Source organism: Streptomyces sp. NPDC030814, assembly GCF_055572155.1.
Genome location: NZ_JBVIDX010000046.1, coordinates 1 through 19,234 on the forward strand (window position 1 = coordinate 1; position 19,234 = coordinate 19,234).

Genomic DNA, 19,234 nt, shown 5'->3' on the forward strand with positions numbered 1-19,234 from the left:
GGTGGGAGCTCGTCGCGCCGTTCCCCACGCCCCCGAAAGGTCTGCCAGGGCTGATCGGCGGTCGGCCGCTCCGCAAGCCCGACAACGCGAAGGGGATGGGAAAGGTTGCGTATCGGGTGCAGGTGGGTGGGAGCTCGTCGCGCCGTTCCCCACGCCCCCGAAAGGTCTGCCAGGGCTGATCGGCGGTCGGCCGCTCCGCAAGCCCGACAACGCGAAGGGGCGGGGAGGTTGTGTGGGGGTGCGGGTGGGTGGGGGCTGGTCGTGCCGTTCCCCGCGCCCCCTGAAGGTCTGCTTGGGCCGGGCGGCGGTTGGCAGGGCTGTATTGCTGGTCGCCTGGTCACAGCTCTTGGAGTGTTCTCGTTACCACTTCGGGGGGCTGGCTATGGACCTGGCCAGGACCTCGTCCAGGACTCGGGCTGTGGCGGGGACGTCCAGTTGGGAGTTGTCGATGATGGGGAGGCCGGAGCCGTACCAGCCGGCCATACGGCCGTGGATGCGGGCGACCTCTTCGTCGGTGAGGCGGCGGTTGCCCGTGCGCTCCGCGTTGCGCTCCAGGACGATCTCCAGGCCCGGGAGGAGGACGACGGGGAGGAGCCCGGGGCCGACGTGGCGTTTCCAGCCGCCGAGGCCGACGACGGGGCGGTCGGGGAAGACGGCGTCGTCCAGGATGCAGGAGATGCCGTTGGCCAGGAAGTTGCGGGCCGCGAAGCCGCACGTGCGGCGGGCGAGACGGTACTGCGCCTCGGAATTGTCGTTCCACCCGGACTGCGGGTCGGCGAAGCCGGAGCGGACCCATTCGCGTACGTCGTCGAGGCTGATGTGCGCGGTGGGCACCCGGCGGTGGTCCGCCCAGTACTTGGCGACGCTCGTCTTGCCCGCGCCCGCGGGGCCGATGAGGAGGACGGCGAGCGTGGTGGTCGTGACGTCCGGCGCGCCGGTGGCGGGCGGCGCGCTCGGCATGGTGACGGGGCCGCCCGGCGGCAGTTGCACGTGTCCGGTGGCATCCCGGGGCATGCCGGTGCTCTGCGGGGGCGAGGCGGGCGGATGCCCGGGGCCGCCCGCGAAGCCCGGTGCAGGCGGGGGCGCTGTTCCCGGCGGCGCAGGCGGCGCGGGGGGCGCCATGGGCGCGGGCGGGCTGGTCGGCGCGTGGCCGGGGTGCGGGGCCGGGGGGACGGGGTGTCCCGCGGGGTTGGTGCCCGGTGCTCCTGGGTGCGGTGCGGCAGGGTGTCCCTGGTGGTTCGCGGCGGGCGACCAGGGGGTCGCCGGGTCCTGCCCCGGCCGGTGGGGCGGCGGCAGCGGAGCTCCCACTGCGTGCTGCATCCGGTGCCACTCCGTCTCGTACAGTCACATCGACACTGGCAGGCGGGGCTCTGGGACCCCCGCCCTCACCGAACGGTACCGCCCCCGGCCGCCGTTTGGTGAACGGCCGGGGGCGTCCCGGAGTGCCCAAGTGGCCATGACCACAAGGCGAATCGGGCAAGCACGGCCCGAACGGTCGTTACTGGCCCACTTCGCCGTACGCCGCGAGGAGCACCGCGGGGTCGGGTCCCTCCAGGACGGTGGGCTTGGCCAGGCCGTCGAGGACGATGAAGCGCAGCAGGTCGCCGCGGGACTTCTTGTCGACCTTCATGGTCTCCAGCAGCTTGGGCCACTGGTCGTAGCGGTAGTGCAGCGGCAGTCCCACGGACTCCAGGACCGTGCGGTGCCGGTCGGCGGTCGCGTCGTCCAACCGGCCCGCCAGACGGCCCAGTTCGGCGGCGAAGTGCATACCGACGGACACGGCCGCGCCGTGGCGCCACTGGTAGCGCTCGTTCTTCTCGATGGCGTGGGCGAGGGTGTGTCCGTAGTTGAGGATCTCGCGGCGGCCGGACTCCTTGAGGTCGCCGGAGACGACCTCGGCCTTGACCCGGATGGACCGTTCGATGAGCTCGGCGGTGTGCGGTCCGGCGGGTGTGCGGGCGGCCCGCGGGTCGGCCTCGATGAGGTCGAGGATCACCGGATCGGCGATGAAGCCGGCCTTGATGATCTCGGCGAGCCCGGACACGTAGTCGTTGACCGGCAGCGAGTCGAGCGCGGCGAGGTCGCAGAGCACTCCGGCGGGCGGGTGGAAGGAACCCACGAGGTTCTTGCCCTCGGCGGTGTTGATGCCGGTCTTGCCGCCGACCGCCGCGTCCACCATGGCGAGGACGGTGGTGGGGATGGCGATCCAGCGGACGCCGCGCAGCCAGGTCGCCGCCACGAATCCCGCGAGGTCCGTGGTGGCGCCGCCGCCGACGCCCACGATGACGTCGGTGCGAGTGAACCCGGACTGGCCGAGCGCCTTCCAGCAGTACGCGGCGACCTCGGCGGTCTTCGCCTCCTCCGCGTTGGGCACCTGGATGGCCACGGCCTCGTAGCCCTGCTCGGCCAGGTCGGCACGCAGGGCCTCGGCGGTCTCGTCCAGCGCCTCGGGGTGGATCACCGCGACCCGCTTGACCTTGTCGCCGATCAACCCGCCCAGCTCGCCGAGGAGTTGGCGGCCGACCAGGACCTCGTACGGCTCGGTGCCCGCCGTGCCGCCGACCTGGATCCGGGTCACTGTCTCGCTCATGCTTCCTTCAACTCCAGGGCGTTCAGGGCCGCTTGGGTGACTTCTTCGGGCGTGCGGCCGTCCGTGGGCACGACTGCCGTGGCGATCTCCTCGTACAGGTGGCGGCGGGCCTCCATCAGTTCCCGCCACTGCTTGCGGGGGTTGACGGCCAGCAGCGGCCTGGCGGTGTTGAGGCCGGTGCGCTTGACCGCCTCCTCGACGTCCATCGAGAGGTAGACGACGCGCTGTCCGGCGAGCAGGGCGCGGGTGTCCTGGTCGAGGATCGCGCCGCCGCCGAGGGCGAGGATCCCGTCGTGCGTGGCGAGCGCCGTGTGCACGGCCTGCTTCTCGATGGCGCGGAAGGCGGGCTCGCCCTCGTCGACGAAGATCTCGGCGATCGTGCGGCCCTGCGCGGCCACGATGTCGTCGTCGGTGTCGCGGTAGGCGACGCCGAGCCGCTCGGCGAGCAGCTGTCCGACGGTGGACTTGCCGACCCCCATGGGGCCGACGAGAACGACCAGAGGCACCGGGCTCACCGGATCGCGAGGTTGTCGAGGTACGAGCGGACATTGCGGCGGGTCTCGGTGACGCTGTCGCCGCCGAACTTCTCGGCCACCGCGTCGGCCAGGACCAGCGCGACCATGGCCTCGGCGACGATGCCGGCGGCCGGCACCGCGCACACGTCGGAGCGCTGGTGGTGGGCCTGCGCGGCCTCACCGGTGGTGACGTCCACGGTCTGCAGCGCGCGCGGCACGGTCGCGATGGGCTTCATGGCAGCACGCACCCGCAGCAGCTCGCCCGTGGTGAGCCCTCCCTCGGTGCCGCCGGAGCGGCCGGTCGCCCGCTTGATGCCCTGGTCGGTGGCGAGGATCTCGTCGTGCGCCTTCGAGCCCGGCACCCGCGCCAGGTCGAAGCCGTCGCCGACCTCGACGCCCTTGATCGCCTGGATGCCCATCAGCGCGGCGGCGAGCCGGGCGTCGAGGCGGCGGTCCCAGTGCACGTGCGAGCCGAGGCCCACCGGCACGTCGTAGGCCAGCACCTCGACGACGCCGCCGAGCGTGTCGCCGTCCTTGTGGGCCTGGTCGATCTCGGCGACCATCGCCTTCGAGGCGTCCGCGTCCAGGCAGCGCACCGGGTCGGCGTCCAGCTTCTCGACGTCGGCGGGGGTCGGGTACACGCCGTAGGGGGCCTTCGCGGCGGCCAGCTCGACGACGTGGCTGACGATCTCGATGCCGGCCGTCTCCTTCAGGTACGACCGGGCAACGGCGCCGAGGGCCACCCGGGCGGCGGTCTCACGGGCGGAGGCGCGCTCCAGGATCGGCCGGGCCTCGTCGAAGCCGTACTTCTGCATGCCGGCGAGGTCGGCGTGGCCGGGGCGGGGGCGGGTCAGCGGGGCGTTGCGGGCGAGGCCGGCGAGGATCTCGGGGTCGACCGGGTCGGCCGACATGACCTGCTCCCACTTGGGCCACTCGGTGTTGCCGACCATGATCGCCACCGGCGAGCCCATGGTCAGTCCGTGCCGCACACCGCCGATGAACGTGATCTCGTCGCGCTCGAACTTCATCCGCGCACCGCGTCCATAACCGAGGCGCCGACGGGCCAGGTGGTCCGCCACCATCTCCGTGGTGATCGGCACGCCGGCGGGAAGGCCCTCCAGCGTCGCGACAAGTGCGGGACCGTGGGACTCCCCCGCGGTCAGCCAGCGCAACCTGCTCAACGGTGCTCCTCAGTGCTCGCGCCCTGGTACTGCGTCCTGCCTGCGTGTACGCGCGTCCTCGCGTACGGCGACGGCGACCGGGTGCGCGGCCCCGGCCCGCCACCTCCGATCCTCCCACGTCCGGGCGCCCAACCCGGTCGCAGGTCCATCAGGCGGACGCGGCGGGGCAGAACGCGGACGCCCGCCCGTCGCCCGTCGATCCCTCGGGGCGGGCTCGCCGCGGCGGCGGTGAGGAGCAGTCGGTCACCGAGGTCCACGGGTGTGGGCGGCGTCGGGTCGGAATCGAGGCGTCGCACTGCGGGCCCCCTCGATGATCGCCCCGGGTGTTCCAGGGCCCAGAGCCGTTCGCAGGATCATCACACGCCGGTGAGCGGACCCCCGTGCGGCCCGCGCCGAGCCGCCGAGGCCGTCATCCCCGTTCGGCGAGGGCCCGCTCCCCTGCCTGCCGCATCGCGCCCACGGGGGCCGCCTTGCAGCCGGTCATCTGCTCGACCTGCAAAACGGCCTGGTGGACCAGTAGATCGAGCCCGCTGACCACGGCACCGCCGTACGCGGACCACCGAGCAGCCAACTCCGTGGGCCAGGGGTGGTACAGCACATCGAACAGCGTCGTCGGCCGCTCCGGAACGGCCCCCGACAGCACGTCCGTGGCACCCGCCGGCGTGGTGGCGATGACCAGCGGAGCGCTCAGCCCCTGCTCTGCGTCCGCCCAGTCCGCCGTCCGCACCTCGACGTCCAGCCGCTCCCCCCACTGCCGCATCTCGGCGGCCCGGGCGTCGCTCCGTACGTACGCCACGACCTCGCCGGTGCAGATCCGCGCCAGCGCGGCCAGCGCGGAGGACGCGGTGGCCCCGGCGCCGAGGATCGCGGCGGACTCGACCTGCTCGATGCCGCGCTCCCGCAGGGCCGCGACCATCCCGGGGATGTCGGTGTTGTCACCGACCCGCCGCCCGTCCTCGGCGAACACCAGCGTGTTGACCGCCTCCACCGACATCGCCGTCTCACTGATCTCGTCCAGCAGTGGCATGACGGCCCGCTTCAGCGGCATGGTCAGCGACAGCCCCGCCCACTCCGGTCCGAGCTTCTCGACGAACGCGGGCAGCGCCTCCTCGTCGACCTCGAACCGGTCGTACGTCCAGTCGGTGAGCCCGAGTTCGGCGTAGGCGGCCCGGTGCAGCACGGGAGAGAGCGAGTGAGCGATCGGCGAACCGAGCACGGCGGCCCGGCGCTTGCTGGCGGTGCGGCTCATTTATCCGTTCTGCGCTTCCTGGTACTTCCTGCGGTTCCGGTTGTGCTCTTCGTTGGTCACGGCGAACAGCGTCTCGTCCTTGCTGATCGACACGAAGTAGTACCAGTCGCCCTTGGCAGGCTTGAGAGCTCCCTCGATCGCTTCGTCACCGGGGTTTCCAATCGGCCCAGGCGGCAGACCCTTGATCTTGTACGTGTTATAGGGGTCGTCGATCTGTCGGAGCGAGTCCACTGAACCCGTCGCCAGCTTGGATTCACCACGCAGGTAATTCACGGTCGAGTCGAAGTCGAGGAGACCGAACGTCTCCTGGTTGGTCGGCTCAAGTCGGTTGTACACGACCCGCGCGATTTTCTTGTAGTCCTTCTTGTTGTTGCCTTCGGCCTGGACGAGACTCGCCACGGTGAGTACTTGAAGCGGGCTCTCGAGCTTCAGATCCTTGGCCTTGTCCTCCAGATCGAACTGCTCGTACTTCGCCTTGGCGAGATCGACCATTTCCTTCAGGACATCCTTGGGCTTCATCCCCTTGGATACCGGATAGGTGGAGGGGTAAAGGAAACCTTCCAGCGGATCCTTGATGTCCTTGTCGTCGTTCGCCCAGTCGGGAAGGCCGAGTTTCGACCATTCCTTCTCGGCCACGTCGGCGGTCGTGCCCTTCTTGAGCCCCAACTCCAGGTCGATCTTGGCGTAGACGGAATTATTCCGCGCACCTTCGATGACGGTGAAGTTGTTCTGGCTCTTCGGGTCGAGCATCAAGGCGATGGCGCTCTTGGCAGACATCTCCTTCCTGAGGAGATAAACACCCGCCTGAATCTGCGCTTTTGGATCTTGCGCCAACGCAGCGGTGAAGGCGTCCACACTCTTGATGACCCCGGCCGCCTTCAACTTCTGCCCGATGACTGACCCGAACTCACCTTTGGCGACCGTGATCGTGACGGTCTCGTCCGTGCCGGATCCCTCGTAATCGGGAGCCTCACCGAAACGGCTTTGATAGAACTGATAGCCGAAATAGCTGACGCCGGCGAAACCGCCGCCGAAGACCATGACGACGACCAGGCAGGCGCAGCCGCTGCGGCGCTTCTTGCCGCCTTTGCCTGGCTTCCCCGACTTGCCTCCGCGGCCCTTCCGGTCACCCCGGCCGCCACGCTCCTCGGCTTCGTCGTCATCGTCATCCGCGCCGCCCGCGAAGAACGCGTGCTCGCCCTGGTCCGGTCCGGGGTCCCAGTCGGTGCGCTCGGCGGCCTGCTGCTCCTCGCGCTCGGGCTCGGGCGAAGCAGGTGGCACCGGCGCGGGTGCCGGCTCCGCAGAGCGACGTGCCGGCGGCTCCGGCGGCGGATACGCGTCCGGCGTGCCGTAGAAGTCCTGCTGACCGCCGCCGTAGGCCGCCGCCTGCTGCTGCCCGTACGGATCGGAGGGGTCGGGGGTGTAGGGACCTTGCGCCTGGTGGTGCGAGCCGTTCGCCCAGCCCCCGTCGGCCTGGCCGTACTGCTGCTGACCATCCCCGGGGTACGGCTGCTGGTGCTGGCCGGGGTACTGCTGCCCCGGGTCGCCGTACTCCTGCTGGTACTGCTGCTGGGCGTAGGCGTCCTGCTGGCCGTTGCCCCAACCACCGTTGCCGTTGTTGCCGTCGGCGTACTGCTGGTACTGCTGCTCCGGGTAGTGCTGCTGGGGCTGGCCGCCGTAGGGGGCGTGCTGGCCCACCTGGGCCTGCTGCCCGCCCCATCCGCCGTCCCCGTACAACGGGTCGTCCGGATGCCACGGTTCGGAGCCTTGGCCCCGGCCATACTCAGTCATCGATCCCCTAGAGCCGCGAGGCGGCGGTCACGCGGGGCTTGTGGCTCGGCTTTCGTCCCCGCCTCTTTCTGTGCGGAGGCTGTTCGAAGGCTCCCGCATCGCGCGGAACGTTACCGTATCGCGATCAGTGGGCCACTTCGACGCCTTCGCCGGGAGCTTTACCTGACACCCGTTCGGATTCCAGCGCTTGTTGCAGGATGATCACCGCCGCTGCCTGGTCAATGACCGACCTGCCCTTTTTCGACTTCACCCCCGAAGCACGGAGGCCTTGGCCGGCTGTCACTGTGGTCATCCTCTCGTCGACGAGTCTGACCGGAATGGGCGCGATCATGCGCGCCAACTCCTGGGCGAACCCCCGGACCTTGACCGCGGCCGGCCCCTCGCCCCCTTTGAGGGAACGAGGGAGACCGACGACGACCTCGATCGGTTCGTACTCGTCGACGAGTTGCCTCAACCGGCGCTGCGCCGCCGGGACATCACGCCCGGGGACCGTCTCCACCGGGGTGGCGAGGATCCCGTCGGGGTCGCACGAGGCGACCCCGATACGGGCGTCGCCGACGTCGATGGCGAGGCGACGGCCGCGGCGCATGACCGGGCCGTCGTCTTCGCTCCTGTGATCGGCGGTGTTCACCGGCTCACTCGATCCGTCGATCCGACCGTGCTCACTTGGCCGTCTCGGCGACCAGGCGCTCGACCGCGTCCACGGCCTCACCGATGGCGGCCGGGTTCTGGCCGCCACCCTGGGCGACGTCCGGCTTGCCGCCGCCACCGCCGCCGAGGGTCTTGGCGGCGGTGCGGACCAGGTCGCCGGCCTTCAGACCCCGCTCGCGGGCGGCCTCGTTGGTGGCGATGACCGTCAGCGGCTTACCGTTGGCCGTCGTGAACAGAGCAACCACCGCGGCCCGGCCGCCCTGGATGCGTCCGCGCACGTCGAGCACCAGCTTGCGGAGGTCGTCGGCGGTCGTGCCGTCCGGCACCTGACCGGTCACCAAGGCAACGCCGCGAACGTCCTTGGCGGATTCGGCGAGACCGGCGGCGGCCTGCAGCACCTTCTCGGCGCGGAACTTCTCGATCTCCTTCTCGGCGTCCTTCAGCTTGCCGAGCATGGCGGAGACCTTCTCCGGGAGCTCTTCCGGACGGCCCTTGACCAGCTCCTGGAGCTGGGCGACGACCGTGTGCTCACGGGCGAGGAAGTTGTAGGCGTCCACACCGACGAGGGCCTCGATACGGCGCACACCGGAGCCGATCGAGGACTCGCCGAGGAGCTTCACCAGGCCCAGCTGGGCGGTGTTGTGGACGTGCGTGCCGCCGCACAGCTCCTTGGAGAAGTCACCGATGGTCACGACACGGACACGGTCGCCGTACTTCTCGCCGAACTCGGCGATCGCGCCCTGCTTCTTGGCCTCGTCGATGCCCATGATCTCGGCGTGGACGTCCAGGTCGCGGGCGAGCACCTCGTTGATCTGCTGCTCGACGTCGGACATCACGGCCGTCGGAACGGCGGACGGGGAGCCGAAGTCGAAGCGGAAGCGGCCGGGCTGGTTCTCGGAACCGGCCTGGGCGGCCGTCGGGCCGAGGGCGTCCCGCAGGGCCTGGTGGGTGAGGTGCGTGGCGGAGTGGGCACGGGCGATGGCCTTGCGACGCAGGACGTCGATCGTGGCCTGGGCCTTGGCGCCGACGGTCACCTCGCCGACCTGGACGACGCCCTTGTGGACGTAGACGCCCGGCACCGGCTTCTGGCAGTCGCGGACCTCGATGACGGCACCGGAGTCGGTCCTGATGCGTCCGGTGTCGCCGATCTGGCCGCCGCCCTCGGCGTAGAACGGGGTGCGGTCGAGGACGATCTCGACCTCGTCGCCCTCGGTGGCGGCGGGCGAGGAGACACCGTCCACCAGGATGCCGACGACCGTCGACTCGCCCTCGGTGCTGTCGTAGCCGATGAAGTCGGTCTCGCCGGAGTTGTCGGCGATCTCGCGGTAGGCGCCGAGGTCGGCGTGGCCGGTCTTCTTGGCCTTGGCGTCAGCCTTGGCGCGCTCCCGCTGCTCCTTCATCAGGCGGCGGAAGCCGTCCTCGTCCACGGTCAGGCCCTGCTCGGCGGCCATCTCCAGGGTGAGGTCGATCGGGAAGCCCCAGGTGTCGTGGAGCAGGAACGCCTTGTCACCGGCGAGGACCTTGCCGCCGGCGGCCTTGGTCTCGGTGACTGCGGTGTCGAGGATGTTGGTGCCGGCCTTCAGCGTCTTGAGGAAGGCGGCCTCCTCGGCGAGGGCGACCTTCTCGATCCGCTCGCGGTCGGTGATCAGTTCGGGGTACTGCTGGCCCATCATGCCGATGACGACGTCGATCAGGTCCTGTACGACGGGGCCGGTGGCGCCGAGGAGGCGCATGTTGCGGATGGCGCGGCGCATGATGCGGCGCAGGACGTAGCCACGGCCCTCGTTGCCGGGGGTGACGCCGTCACCGATGAGCATCACGGCGGTGCGGATGTGGTCGGTGACCACGCGCAGGGAGACGTCGGAGTCCTTGGCGTCGCCGTAGCGGACACCGGTCAGCTCGGTGGCCTTGTTGATGACGGCCATGGAGGTGTCGATCTCGTACATGTTCTGCACGCCCTGCAGAATCATGGCGAGGCGCTCAAGGCCGAGGCCCGTGTCGATGTTCTTGCTGGGCAGCTCGCCGAGGATCTCGAAGTCCTCCTTCGAGGTGCCCTCGCCGCGCTCGTACTGCATGAAGACCAGGTTCCAGATCTCCACGTACCGCTCGTCGTTGACGGCGGGGCCGCCCTCGACTCCGAACTCGGGGCCGCGGTCGTAGTTGATCTCGGAGCACGGGCCGCAGGGGCCGGGGACGCCCATGGACCAGTAGTTGTCCTTCATTCCGAGACGCTGGATGCGCTCCTTGGGCACGCCGATCTGCTCGTGCCAGATGCGCTCGGCCTCGTCGTCGTCCTTGTAGACGGTGATCCAGAGCTTCTCCGGCTCCAGGCCGTAACCGCCCTTGTCCTGGGGGCTGGTGAGCAGCTCCCAGGCGTGCTTGATGGCGCCTTCCTTGAAGTAGTCGCCGAAGGAGAAGTTGCCGCACATCTGGAAGAACGTGCCGTGCCGGGTGGTCTTGCCGACCTCTTCGATGTCCGGCGTTCGGACGCACTTCTGCACGCTGGTGGCGCGGGCGAAGGAGGGCTTGACCTCACCGAGGAAGTACGGCTTGAAGGGGACCATGCCCGCGTTGACCAGGAGCAGAGTCGGGTCGTCCGCGATGAGCGACGCCGAAGGGACAACGGTGTGACCGCGCTCCTCGAAGAAGCTCAACCAGCGGCGACGAATCTCGGCCGACTCCATCAGTGGTCCTCATTCCGGTTGTACGGGTACGACGAGTTGTCGACGTACCTCGGATTCCTGCTGTACTTCGGGGTGTTGCTGTTCTCGATGGCGACGACGCGCCGGGGGGCCGGGAGCTCCGGAAGGTGATCGGGGTTGGCCTCGATGCCGAGGGCCTCGCCCAGTTCGGCCTCCCGCTGGGCCATGTTGTCGCGGACGTCGAGCGCGAAGCCGACCGCCCGGTCCTTGAGCTTGTGGCCCGCCTCGATCGCCTTGTTCGCCGCCTGGGTGGCGAGGTGTTCGGGGGTGAGCTGCTTCAGCTTGCGGTTGACCTTGGTGGTCGCCCACACTCCGGCGGCGACACCTGTGGTGAACCAGAACGTACGGCGGAACATCGCTCGGTCAGTCCTTCTTTCCACGGGTGCTGCGCTTGCTCCGGCGCGCTCCGGGGACCGTGCGACCCACGATCACCGTACGCCGCGGGTCCCTGGGCGCCTCGCCCTCGCGGCGGCCGCCGATGGCCCGGCGCACGCCGTAGCCGAAGGCGGCGACCTTGACGAGGGGGCCGCCGAAGGTGGAAGCGACGGTCGTGGAGAGCGCGGAGGCGTTCGACGTGACCTCCTGGACGTCGGACGCGATGGCGTCGACCCGGTCGATCTGGGTCTGCGCGGAGCGGACGGCGGTGGAGGCGTCGGCGAGGAGGGGGACGGCCTGGTCGGTCACGTCCGCGACGAGTTTGGTGGTCGCCTTGAGCGTCTGGGCCAGCCTCGCCAGCGCGACGGCGAGGAAGGAGACCAGGATCGCCCAGAAGACGGCCACCAGGATCCCGGCCACCTCTCCACCGGACACTGTGTGCCACCCGCTCCCTGAGACATGCCTGAACATCGAGAAGTCGTGTCCCGAGCCTATCGCGCCGCGACCGTCACTCCGAACCGCATTAATGCCCACCGCACAAGGCGAGAGCCCGCCGTCCCGCCCGCCGGAAGAGGCGGGAGGACGACGGGCTGACGCGTGGTCCGTACTACGTCCGTCGAAGGATCAACGGGCGTAGTACTCGACGACGAGCTGCTCGTCGCAGATGACCGGGACTTCCTTGCGGTTGGGCTCGCGGTCCAGGCGGAACGCCAGGGCCTTGAGGTTCACCTGGAGGTAGCGCGGGGTCTCACCGTCCGCGGCGAAGCCACCCTCGCGGGCGATCTCGAACAGCGGCTTCTGACGGCTGCGCTCACGGACCATGACGACGTCGTCCGGCTTGACGCGGAAGGACGGCTTGTCGACCTTCTGACCGTTGACCTCGATGTGGCCGTGGACGACCATCTGGCGGGCCTGGTAGATCGTGCGGGCGATGCCCGAACGCAGGACCAGCGCGTCGAGACGGCGCTCGAGCTCGATGATCAGGGCCTCACCGGTCTTGCCCTGGACCTTGGAGGCACGCTCGTAGGCGCGGACGAGCTGGCGCTCGGACACGTCGTACTGCGCGCGCAGACGCTGCTTCTCCAGCAGACGGACCTTGTAGTCCGAGTTCTGCTTGCGGCCGCGGCCGTGCTCGCCCGGCGGGTAGGGACGGGCCTCGAAGTACTTGACGGCCTTCGGGGTCAGCGCGATGCCGAGGGCACGCGACTTCTTGACCTTGGGGCGGGACTGGTTCGCCACTGTTTTTCCTTTTCCTGTGTTCGGCTGCCTCAGGGTTACGGGAGGTCGCATCCGCAGCCGGGGAATCCCGTCAGATCCCGTGAGGGACATGCCGGGCAGCCGCTCCCCTGGTCTGGGCACTTACGTGCAGCACACGAACGGCCCACCGACCGGTCCCGGGACTTACGGGTGGTGGTGGGCTGCCCGCGACACCTACGACGGTGCGCGACGCTCCTGGATCCGAGGATCCGGCTGGCCGTCCCGCCTGAGGCGCCGACCGGAGCCGGACACGGGACGCAGCACTACAGAGGAGTCTACAGGGGGTTCAGGACTGCTTCCGACCGAGGTGCTTCCTGGTCCACTCCACGGCGTCGGCGTACCGGGCCTCGGCCCCGTGGCGGGTCGGGGTGTAGTACTCGCGGTCCTTCAGGGCGTCCGGCGCGTACTGCTGCGCGGCGATCCCCTCGGGCAGGTCGTGCGGGTACACATACCCCTGGGCGTGGCCGAGCTTGGCCGCGCCCTTGTAGTGGCCGTCCCGCAGATGCGGTGGCACCGGCCCGGCCAGCCCCTTGCGTACGTCCTCCATGGCGGCGCCGATCGCGGTGGTCGCCGCGTTCGACTTGGGGGCGAGGGCCAGGGCGATGGTGACGTGGCTGAGGGTGAGCGCCGCCTCCGGGAAGCCGATCATGGCGACGGCCTGGGCGGCGGCGACGGCCATGGGCAGCGCGTTCGGGTCGGCGAGGCCGATGTCCTCGCTGGCGGAGATCATCAGCCGGCGGGCGATGAACCGGGGGTCCTCGCCGGCCTCGATCATGCGGGCCAGGTAGTGCAGCGCGGCGTCGACGTCGGAACCGCGGATGGACTTGATGAGGGCACTGGCGACGTCGTAGTGCTGGTCGCCGTCACGGTCGTACTTGACGGCGGCCCGGTCGACGGTCTCCTCCAGGGTCGTCAGGCCGATCTCCTGCTCGCCCTTGTCGAGGGCGGCCCCGGCCGCGGCCTCCAGGGCGGTCAGTGCGCGCCGGGCGTCACCGCCGGCGATCCGCAGGAGGTGGGCCTCGGTGTCCTCGGGGAGCGTGACGGCGCCCTTGAGGCCGCGCTCGTCGCTGAGGGCGCGCCTGAGGAGGCCCCGCACGTCGTCGTCGGTGAGCGGTTCGAGGGTGAGGAGCAGGGAGCGGGACAGCAGGGGGGAGATCACCGAGAAGTACGGGTTCTCCGTGGTCGCCGCGATCAGGGTGACCCAGCGGTTCTCGACGGCCGGGAGCAGGGAGTCCTGCTGGGCCTTGCTGAAGCGGTGGATCTCGTCGAGGAAGAGGACGGTCTCCTTGCCGAAGCCGCCGGCGGCGCGGCGGGCGCCGTCGATGACCGCGCGGACCTCCTTGACGCCGGCGGTGATCGCGGAGAGTTCCACGAAACGCTTGTTGGTGGCCTTGGAGACGACGTAGGCGAGGGTCGTCTTCCCTGTGCCGGGCGGGCCCCAGAGGATCACCGAGGAGGGGCCGGCGGGTCCGCCTCCGGACTCTCCCACCAGTCTGCGCAGGGGCGAGCCGGGCTTCAGCAGATGCTGCTGGCCCACGACCTCGTCGAGGGTGCGCGGACGCATCCGCACGGCCAGGGGGCTGGCGGCCGGGTCCTTCTCCTGACGTTCTTCGGCGGCGGCGGTGAACAGATCGGGCTCCACACTTCCGGAGCCTACGTCAGAGGTCCGACACTCCCGGCCGCGACCGGGTCAGGCCCAGAGGTTGGCGCCCCAGCGGGTCAGGATCAGCATGCCGATGACGCCGACGTGGGTGACCGGCAGTACCCAGGTGAACTCGGCGAGGAACCGCTTCAGCCAGCCGGGGGCGGGCAGGAAGTCGTTGCGGACGTTGAACGAGGTCACGTACCAGAACATGATGATCGTCGCGACCCAGGCCAGCGAGCACCACAGGCACAGCGCGTTGATCCGGTACAGGGACTGGAACTGCAGCCAGGTGCAGAAGGCGACGCCGAAGAAGGTCCCGCCGTTGAAGGTCAACCAGTACCAGCGGGGGAAGCGGGCGCGGGCGAGCAGGCTCATGCCGACGCAGATGACGATGCCGTAGGCGACGAGACCGAGCATCGGGTTGGGGAAGCCGAAGACGGAGGCCTGCTTGCTCTCCATGACGCTGCCGCAGGAGACGATCGGGTTCAGGCTGCAACCGGGCGTGAAGGTCTCGCCGGCGACCTTGGCTTCCAGGATCTTGAACTTGTCGATCGTGATGACCCAGGCCGCGAGCAGCCCGGCCGCGCCGGTGAGCACCAGCAGGACCGCGAAGGCACGACTGGCGCCCACCGTGCGCGGGGGGCCGTCGTGGTCCGGTTCCATGGAGACGTCCCTGACTGTCGTCTTGCTCATCACGTCGTATCCGTAGCTTCCGAGGGGCCTTTGGGGCACGGTCATTGTGTCGTACACCCTCGCGCGTCCACCGTTCGCTGGACGTAAATGTCGCCCCCGCCGCCCTGATCGGGCGACGGGGGCGGCACCGGCTTGACTCAGCCCAGGCGGGCTTCCAGCTCGGCCACGATCTCGTTCACACCGATCGCCACCTGCTCGCCGGACTCCATGTCCTTGAGCTGCACGACACCTTCGGCGAGGTCGCGCTCCCCCGCGACGATCGTGTACCGCGCGCCGCTGCGGTTGGCGTTCTTCATCGCACCCTTCAAGCCCTTCCCGCCGTACGAGAAGTCGGCCGCGATGCCCACCTTGCGCAACTCGGTGACCTTGGCGAACAGCAGACGGCGGGCCTCCTCACCGAGCGGGACGGCGAACACGCTGGTGGCGGCGGGGATTTCCAGCTCGATGCCCTCCGCCTCCAGGGCCAGGACCGTGCGGTCGACGCCGAGGGCCCAGCCCACGGACGGCAGCGCGGGGCCGCCGATCATCTCGGACAGACCGTCGTAGCGGCCGCCCCCGCCCACCGCGGACTGGGAGCCCAGTCCGTCGTGAACGAACTCGAAGGTGGTCCGCGTGTAGTAGTCCAGGCCGCGGACGAGCTTCGGGTCGTCCTCGAAGGAGACGCCCGCCGCCGTGATCAGCTCGCGCACCTCCTCGTGGTACGCCTTGCAGGCGTCGCACAGGTAGTCACGCAGCATCGGGGCGTCCCCGAGCTGCTTCTGGACCGACTCGCGCTTGTCGTCGAGGACGCGGAGCGGGTTGATCTCCGCGCGCCGGAGCGTGTCCTCGTCCAGGTCCAGGCCACCCAGGAACTCCTGGAGTGCGGCCCGGTAGACGGGACGGCACTCCTTGTCGCCCAGGCTGTTCAGCAGGATGCGGAAGTTCCTGAGGCCCAGCGAGCGGTACGCCTGGTCGGCCAGGATGATCAATTCGGCGTCGAGGGCCGGGTCCTCGGCCCCGATGGCCTCGGCGCCGACCTGGGAGAAGTGGCGGTAGCGGCCCGCCTGCGGGTTCTCGTAGCGGTAGTACGAACCCGAGTACCAGAGCTTGACGGGAAGGTTGCCCTGGCGGTGGAGGTTCGCCTCCAGGGTGGCGCGCAGGACGGAGGCGGTGCCCTCGGGGCGCAGGGCCAGCCGGTCGCCGCCCTTCGTCTCGAAGGCGTACATCTCCTTGGTCACGATGTCGGTCGACTCGCCTACACCGCGGGCGAACAGCTCCACGTTCTCGAAGCCGGGCGTCTCGACGTAGCCGTAACCGGAGTTGCGCAGGGGCCCGGCGATGGCCTCTCGCACCGCGAGGAACTTGGCGGAGCGGGGCGGCAGCAGGTCGTACGTGCCCTTGGGGGCCTGGAAGGTACTCACGGAAGGTCTCTCGTCACATTCCTCGTCGGGGAGGGGCCGTCGGACCCGCACCGCGTTCTTGGCGGCCTGCGGCCACCAACTGCCGCAGATACGGGTTGGTGGCGCGCTCCTGGCCGATGGTCGTCTGGGGGCCGTGGCCGGACAGCACCACGGTCGAGTCGTCGAGCGGCAGGCACACGCGGGCCAGCGAGTCGAGCATCTCGGCCATGTCACCGCCGGGCAGGTCGGTGCGTCCGATGGAGCCGGCGAAGAGCAGATCCCCGGAGAAGAACACGGAGGGGATCTCCGAGCTCTCGGGCATCCGGAAGGTCACCGACCCCTTGGTATGGCCGGGCGCGTGCGCGACGGACAGCTCCAGACCGGCCAGCTTCAGCTGCGAGCCGTCGGTCAGCTCCTTGACGTCGTCGGGCTCGCCGATGGTCAGCTCGCCCATGAGCGGCATGCCGATGGAGCGGCCGAGCGCCTTCTCGGGGTCGCTCATCATGTACCGGTCCTCGGGGTGGATCCACGCCGGTACGTCGTGCGCGCCGCACACCGGGACGACCGAGGCCACATGGTCGAGGTGGCCGTGGGTGAGGACGACGGCGACGGGCTTGAGCCGATGCTTCTTCAGCGTCTCCTCGACTCCCTGGGTGGCCTCGTGGCCCGGGTCGATGATCACGCACTCCTCACCGGCGGCGGGGGCGACCAGATAACAGTTGGTCCCCCAGGCCCCGGCGGGGAACCCGGCAATGAGCACGATCGTCCTTCTTGTGTCGTACGAGGGATGGGTTGCTGTGGATCAGAGCCTACCGGCGCTGCCGTTTCCTCAGCGAACCCATATACGGTACGGGTCACACACAAACAGTCGGCTCACGAGACGCACGACGCACCCGTCGACGTACGAGACGCATGAGGAGAGAACCCGGTGGTCAGCCAGGAACAGCGGCGGCGTCAGCTCGCCCGGGAGAAGTTCTTGCGGCAGCAGCAGCGGCGCACCCAGGCCCGGCGCAAGGCACATGTCCGCAATGCCGTGATCGCCTCGGTTCTCGGCGTGATCCTGGTCGGCAGCCTCGCGCTGTACACGACCGGGGTCCTGAAGGACGACGGCAAGAAGGAGAACGCGAGCTCGCAGGTGTCGCCCAGCCCCAAGCCGAGCAAGGCACCGGATCCGTGCGAGAAGCCGGCCGCGGGCAAGGTGAAGGAACTCACCTTCAAGAAGGAACCCGCGATCACCATCGACAAGACCGCGAAGTACACGATGGACCTGCAGACGACCTGCGGTGCCATCGGCATAACGATGGACGCGGCGAAGGCCCCGCACACCGTCAACTCGTTCGACTTCCTGGTGAACAAGGGCTATTTGGACCACACCAAGTGCCACCGTCTCACCACGCAGGGCATCTATGTGCTGCAGTGCGGTGACCCGAAAGGCACCGGCATGGGCGGTCCCGGCTACACCATCCCGGACGAGAACCTGAAGGACTCGCGTCTGAAGGGCGATGTGTACCCGGCGGGCACGGTCGCCATGGCGAACCAGTTCAACGCTCAGACGGGTCAGGGCAAGGACAGCGGCGGCAGCCAGTTCTTCCTGGTCTTCCAGGACAGCCCGCTGCCGGCCAACTACACCCCGTTCGGCACGGTCTCCAAGGACGGCATGAAGGTCCTGAAGAAGATCGCCGACGCGGGTGAGAACACGGGCATGGGTGATGGGACGCCCAACGCGACCGTGGTGATCAACAAGGCGACTGTCAAGAAGTCCTGACCGCCAACAGCGAAATTTCGGTCGCGCGGGATGCGGACAGGCAACCCGCCGGTCGCCTATGTTGGCCGTGACGAAACTGTGGACGATGCCCGGGGGAGCTTCAGCCCCCCGCAGGCATCATGTGGAGGAGGCGCTGTGAGCAGCGACCCGTGGGGCCGCGTCGACGAGACGGGGACCGTGTACGTGCGTACGGCCGACGGCGAGCAGGTCGTCGGTTCCTGGCAGGCCGGCTCCCCCGAGGAGGCGCTGGCCTACTTCGAGCGCAAGTACGAGGGCCTGGTCGTCGAAATCGGCCTCCTCGAGAAGCGGGTGAAGACCACCGACCTGTCGGCGAAGGACGCCCAGGCCGCGATCGACCACATTCGCGAGCAGGTGGACGCGCATCACGCCGTCGGTGACCTGGACGCGCTCAAGGTGCGGCTGGACAAGCTCGTCGAGACCGTCGAGGCACGCCGTGAGGAGCGCAAGCAGCAGCGGGCGAAGCAGTCCGACGAGGCCCGGCACGCCAAGGAGGCACTGGTCGCCGAGGCGGAGGAGCTGGCGCAGTCGGACCAGTGGCGGGCTGCCGGTGAGCGGCTGCGCGCCCTGGTGGACACCTGGAAGGGCCTGCCGCGGCTCGACCGGAAGTCCGACGACGAGCTCTGGCACCGGTTCTCGCACGCCCGCTCGGCATTCTCCAAGCGCCGCAAGGCCCACTTCGCGCAGCTCGACGCGCAGCGCGAGGAGGCCCGCAAGACGAAGGAGAAGCTGGTCGCCGAGGCGGAGGCGCTGTCGAGCTCGACGGACTGGGGCCCCACCGCCGCGCGCTACCGCGAGCTGATGGCCGAGTGGAAGGCGGCGGGCCGCGCCCAGCGCGAGCACGAGGACGACCTGTGGAACCGTTTCCGCGGTGCGCAGGACGTGTTCTTCGCCGCCCGTAGCTCGGTGTTCGCCGAGCGTGATGCCGAGCAGGCCGAGAACCTCAAGCTCAAGGAGGAGCTGGCCGGCGAGGCGGAGAAGATCCTGCCCGTGACGGATCTCAAGGCGGCCCGCGCCGCCTTCCGCTCGCTCAACGAGCGGTGGGAGGCCATCGGCCATGTGCCGCGCGACGCCCGCCCGAAGGTGGAGGGCCGGATGCACGCGGTCGAGCGGGCCATCCAGGAGGCCGAGGAGGCGGAGTGGCGCCGGACGAACCCGGAGGCCCGCGCCCGTGCCGCCGGTCTCACCGGCCAGCTGCAGGCCGCCGTCGACAAGTTGAAGGGCCAGATCGAGCAGGCCCGTGCCCAGGGCAACAACGCCAAGGCCGACAAGCTCCAGCGTGAGCTCGAGGGCCGCCAGGCGCTGCTGGACCAGGCGCTGAAGGGTCTGCAGGAGTTCGGCGGCTGACGCCGCGTGCTCAACGAGTGGGGGGCTCCCGTACGGTTCGTACGGGAGCCCCCCACTCGTTGGCGGCCTTCTCGGG

The 19,234-nt window shown here is 69.6% G+C and carries 17 protein-coding genes; 2 read left to right on the plus strand and 15 right to left on the minus strand.

From position 1 onward, the window contains the following. Positions 1-360 precede the first annotated feature (360 nt). The 15 genes from ACZ43N_RS41595 to ACZ43N_RS41665 form a co-directional block, all read right to left on the minus strand. A complete protein-coding gene (locus tag ACZ43N_RS41595; RefSeq protein WP_468104915.1) occupies positions 361-1,320 on the minus strand; it encodes an AAA family ATPase in 960 nt (319 codons plus the stop codon). A gap of 178 nt (positions 1,321-1,498) precedes the next feature. Beyond that, entirely contained in the window at positions 1,499-2,590 is a 1,092-nt protein-coding gene (gene aroB, locus ACZ43N_RS41600) for a 3-dehydroquinate synthase (protein WP_468104917.1), read from the minus strand. Then, positions 2,587-3,069 (minus strand): shikimate kinase, encoded by a 483-nt coding sequence (locus ACZ43N_RS41605; protein WP_468104973.1) that lies wholly within the window; start codon positions 3,067-3,069, stop codon positions 2,587-2,589. The genes aroB and ACZ43N_RS41605 overlap by 4 nt, the downstream gene beginning before the upstream one ends. Positions 3,070-3,101: 32 nt before the next feature. Continuing rightward, a complete protein-coding gene (gene aroC / locus ACZ43N_RS41610) occupies positions 3,102-4,286 on the minus strand; it encodes a chorismate synthase (protein ID WP_468104919.1) in 1,185 nt (394 codons plus the stop codon). Positions 4,287-4,695: 409 nt separating this feature from the next. Continuing rightward, positions 4,696-5,535: a shikimate dehydrogenase gene (locus ACZ43N_RS41615; protein ID WP_468104920.1), complete on the minus strand. Its 840-nt coding sequence runs from the start codon at positions 5,533-5,535 to the stop codon at positions 4,696-4,698. Beyond that, positions 5,536-7,326 carry an endolytic transglycosylase MltG gene (mltG, locus tag ACZ43N_RS41620; protein ID WP_468104922.1) on the minus strand — a complete coding sequence of 597 codons (1,791 nt, stop codon included), beginning with the start codon at positions 7,324-7,326 and terminating at the stop codon, positions 5,536-5,538. Between the two features lie 124 nt (positions 7,327-7,450). Then, positions 7,451-7,915, minus strand: coding sequence for a Holliday junction resolvase RuvX (gene ruvX / locus ACZ43N_RS41625; RefSeq protein ID WP_468104974.1), 465 nt, complete (start codon positions 7,913-7,915; stop codon positions 7,451-7,453). 73 nt (positions 7,916-7,988) lie between these two features. Continuing rightward, positions 7,989-10,661: an alanine--tRNA ligase gene (gene alaS, locus ACZ43N_RS41630; RefSeq protein WP_468104924.1), complete on the minus strand. Its 2,673-nt coding sequence runs from the start codon at positions 10,659-10,661 to the stop codon at positions 7,989-7,991. Beyond that, the gene (locus ACZ43N_RS41635; RefSeq protein WP_055516771.1) at positions 10,661-11,035 is read right to left on the minus strand and encodes a hypothetical protein; all 375 of its coding nucleotides are present in this window, start codon (positions 11,033-11,035) and stop codon (positions 10,661-10,663) included. The genes alaS and ACZ43N_RS41635 overlap by 1 nt, the downstream gene beginning before the upstream one ends. Before the next feature lie 7 nt (positions 11,036-11,042). Beyond that, a complete protein-coding gene (locus ACZ43N_RS41640; RefSeq protein WP_468104926.1) occupies positions 11,043-11,489 on the minus strand; it encodes a DUF948 domain-containing protein in 447 nt (148 codons plus the stop codon). Between the two features lie 189 nt (positions 11,490-11,678). Continuing rightward, positions 11,679-12,293 (minus strand): 30S ribosomal protein S4, encoded by a 615-nt coding sequence (gene rpsD, locus ACZ43N_RS41645; protein WP_055537226.1) that lies wholly within the window; start codon positions 12,291-12,293, stop codon positions 11,679-11,681. Positions 12,294-12,597: 304 nt separating this feature from the next. Then, positions 12,598-13,953 carry a replication-associated recombination protein A gene (locus tag ACZ43N_RS41650; RefSeq protein WP_468104928.1) on the minus strand — a complete coding sequence of 452 codons (1,356 nt, stop codon included), beginning with the start codon at positions 13,951-13,953 and terminating at the stop codon, positions 12,598-12,600. A 48-nt stretch (positions 13,954-14,001) separates the two neighbouring features. Next, positions 14,002-14,649, minus strand: a complete 648-nt coding sequence (locus tag ACZ43N_RS41655; RefSeq protein ID WP_468104930.1) for a vitamin K epoxide reductase family protein — start codon at positions 14,647-14,649, stop codon at positions 14,002-14,004. Between the two features lie 137 nt (positions 14,650-14,786). Continuing rightward, positions 14,787-16,049: a histidine--tRNA ligase gene (gene hisS / locus ACZ43N_RS41660; protein WP_468104932.1), complete on the minus strand. Its 1,263-nt coding sequence runs from the start codon at positions 16,047-16,049 to the stop codon at positions 14,787-14,789. Positions 16,050-16,062: 13 nt separating this feature from the next. Continuing rightward, positions 16,063-16,788: an MBL fold metallo-hydrolase gene (locus ACZ43N_RS41665; protein ID WP_468104934.1), complete on the minus strand. Its 726-nt coding sequence runs from the start codon at positions 16,786-16,788 to the stop codon at positions 16,063-16,065. 168 nt (positions 16,789-16,956) lie between these two features. Here ACZ43N_RS41665 and ACZ43N_RS41670 point away from each other — a divergent pair, with 168 nt between their 5' ends. Continuing rightward, positions 16,957-17,793 carry a peptidylprolyl isomerase gene (locus ACZ43N_RS41670; RefSeq protein WP_468104936.1) on the plus strand — a complete coding sequence of 279 codons (837 nt, stop codon included), beginning with the start codon at positions 16,957-16,959 and terminating at the stop codon, positions 17,791-17,793. A gap of 135 nt (positions 17,794-17,928) precedes the next feature. Beyond that, complete coding sequence (locus tag ACZ43N_RS41675; RefSeq protein ID WP_468104938.1) at positions 17,929-19,158, plus strand: DUF349 domain-containing protein; 1,230 nt, start codon at positions 17,929-17,931, stop codon at positions 19,156-19,158. Positions 19,159-19,234: the final 76 nt, after the last annotated feature.

What these genes read in the sequence shown, in the direction of transcription:
- ruvX (WP_468104974.1), bottom strand. Translation starts at nt 7,915, where the DNA reads ATGCGCCGCGGCCGTCGCCTCGCCATCGACGTCGGCGACGCCCGTATC.
- ACZ43N_RS41655 (WP_468104930.1), bottom strand. Translation starts at nt 14,649, where the DNA reads ATGAGCAAGACGACAGTCAGGGACGTCTCCATGGAACCGGACCACGAC.
- mltG (WP_468104922.1), bottom strand. Translation starts at nt 7,326, where the DNA reads ATGACTGAGTATGGCCGGGGCCAAGGCTCCGAACCGTGGCATCCGGAC.
- ACZ43N_RS41595 (WP_468104915.1), bottom strand. Translation starts at nt 1,320, where the DNA reads ATGCAGCACGCAGTGGGAGCTCCGCTGCCGCCGCCCCACCGGCCGGGG.
- ACZ43N_RS41605 (WP_468104973.1), bottom strand. Translation starts at nt 3,069, where the DNA reads ATGGGGGTCGGCAAGTCCACCGTCGGACAGCTGCTCGCCGAGCGGCTC.
- ACZ43N_RS41615 (WP_468104920.1), bottom strand. Translation starts at nt 5,535, where the DNA reads ATGAGCCGCACCGCCAGCAAGCGCCGGGCCGCCGTGCTCGGTTCGCCG.
- aroB (WP_468104917.1), bottom strand. Translation starts at nt 2,590, where the DNA reads ATGAGCGAGACAGTGACCCGGATCCAGGTCGGCGGCACGGCGGGCACC.
- alaS (WP_468104924.1), bottom strand. Translation starts at nt 10,661, where the DNA reads ATGGAGTCGGCCGAGATTCGTCGCCGCTGGTTGAGCTTCTTCGAGGAG.
- ACZ43N_RS41635 (WP_055516771.1), bottom strand. Translation starts at nt 11,035, where the DNA reads ATGTTCCGCCGTACGTTCTGGTTCACCACAGGTGTCGCCGCCGGAGTG.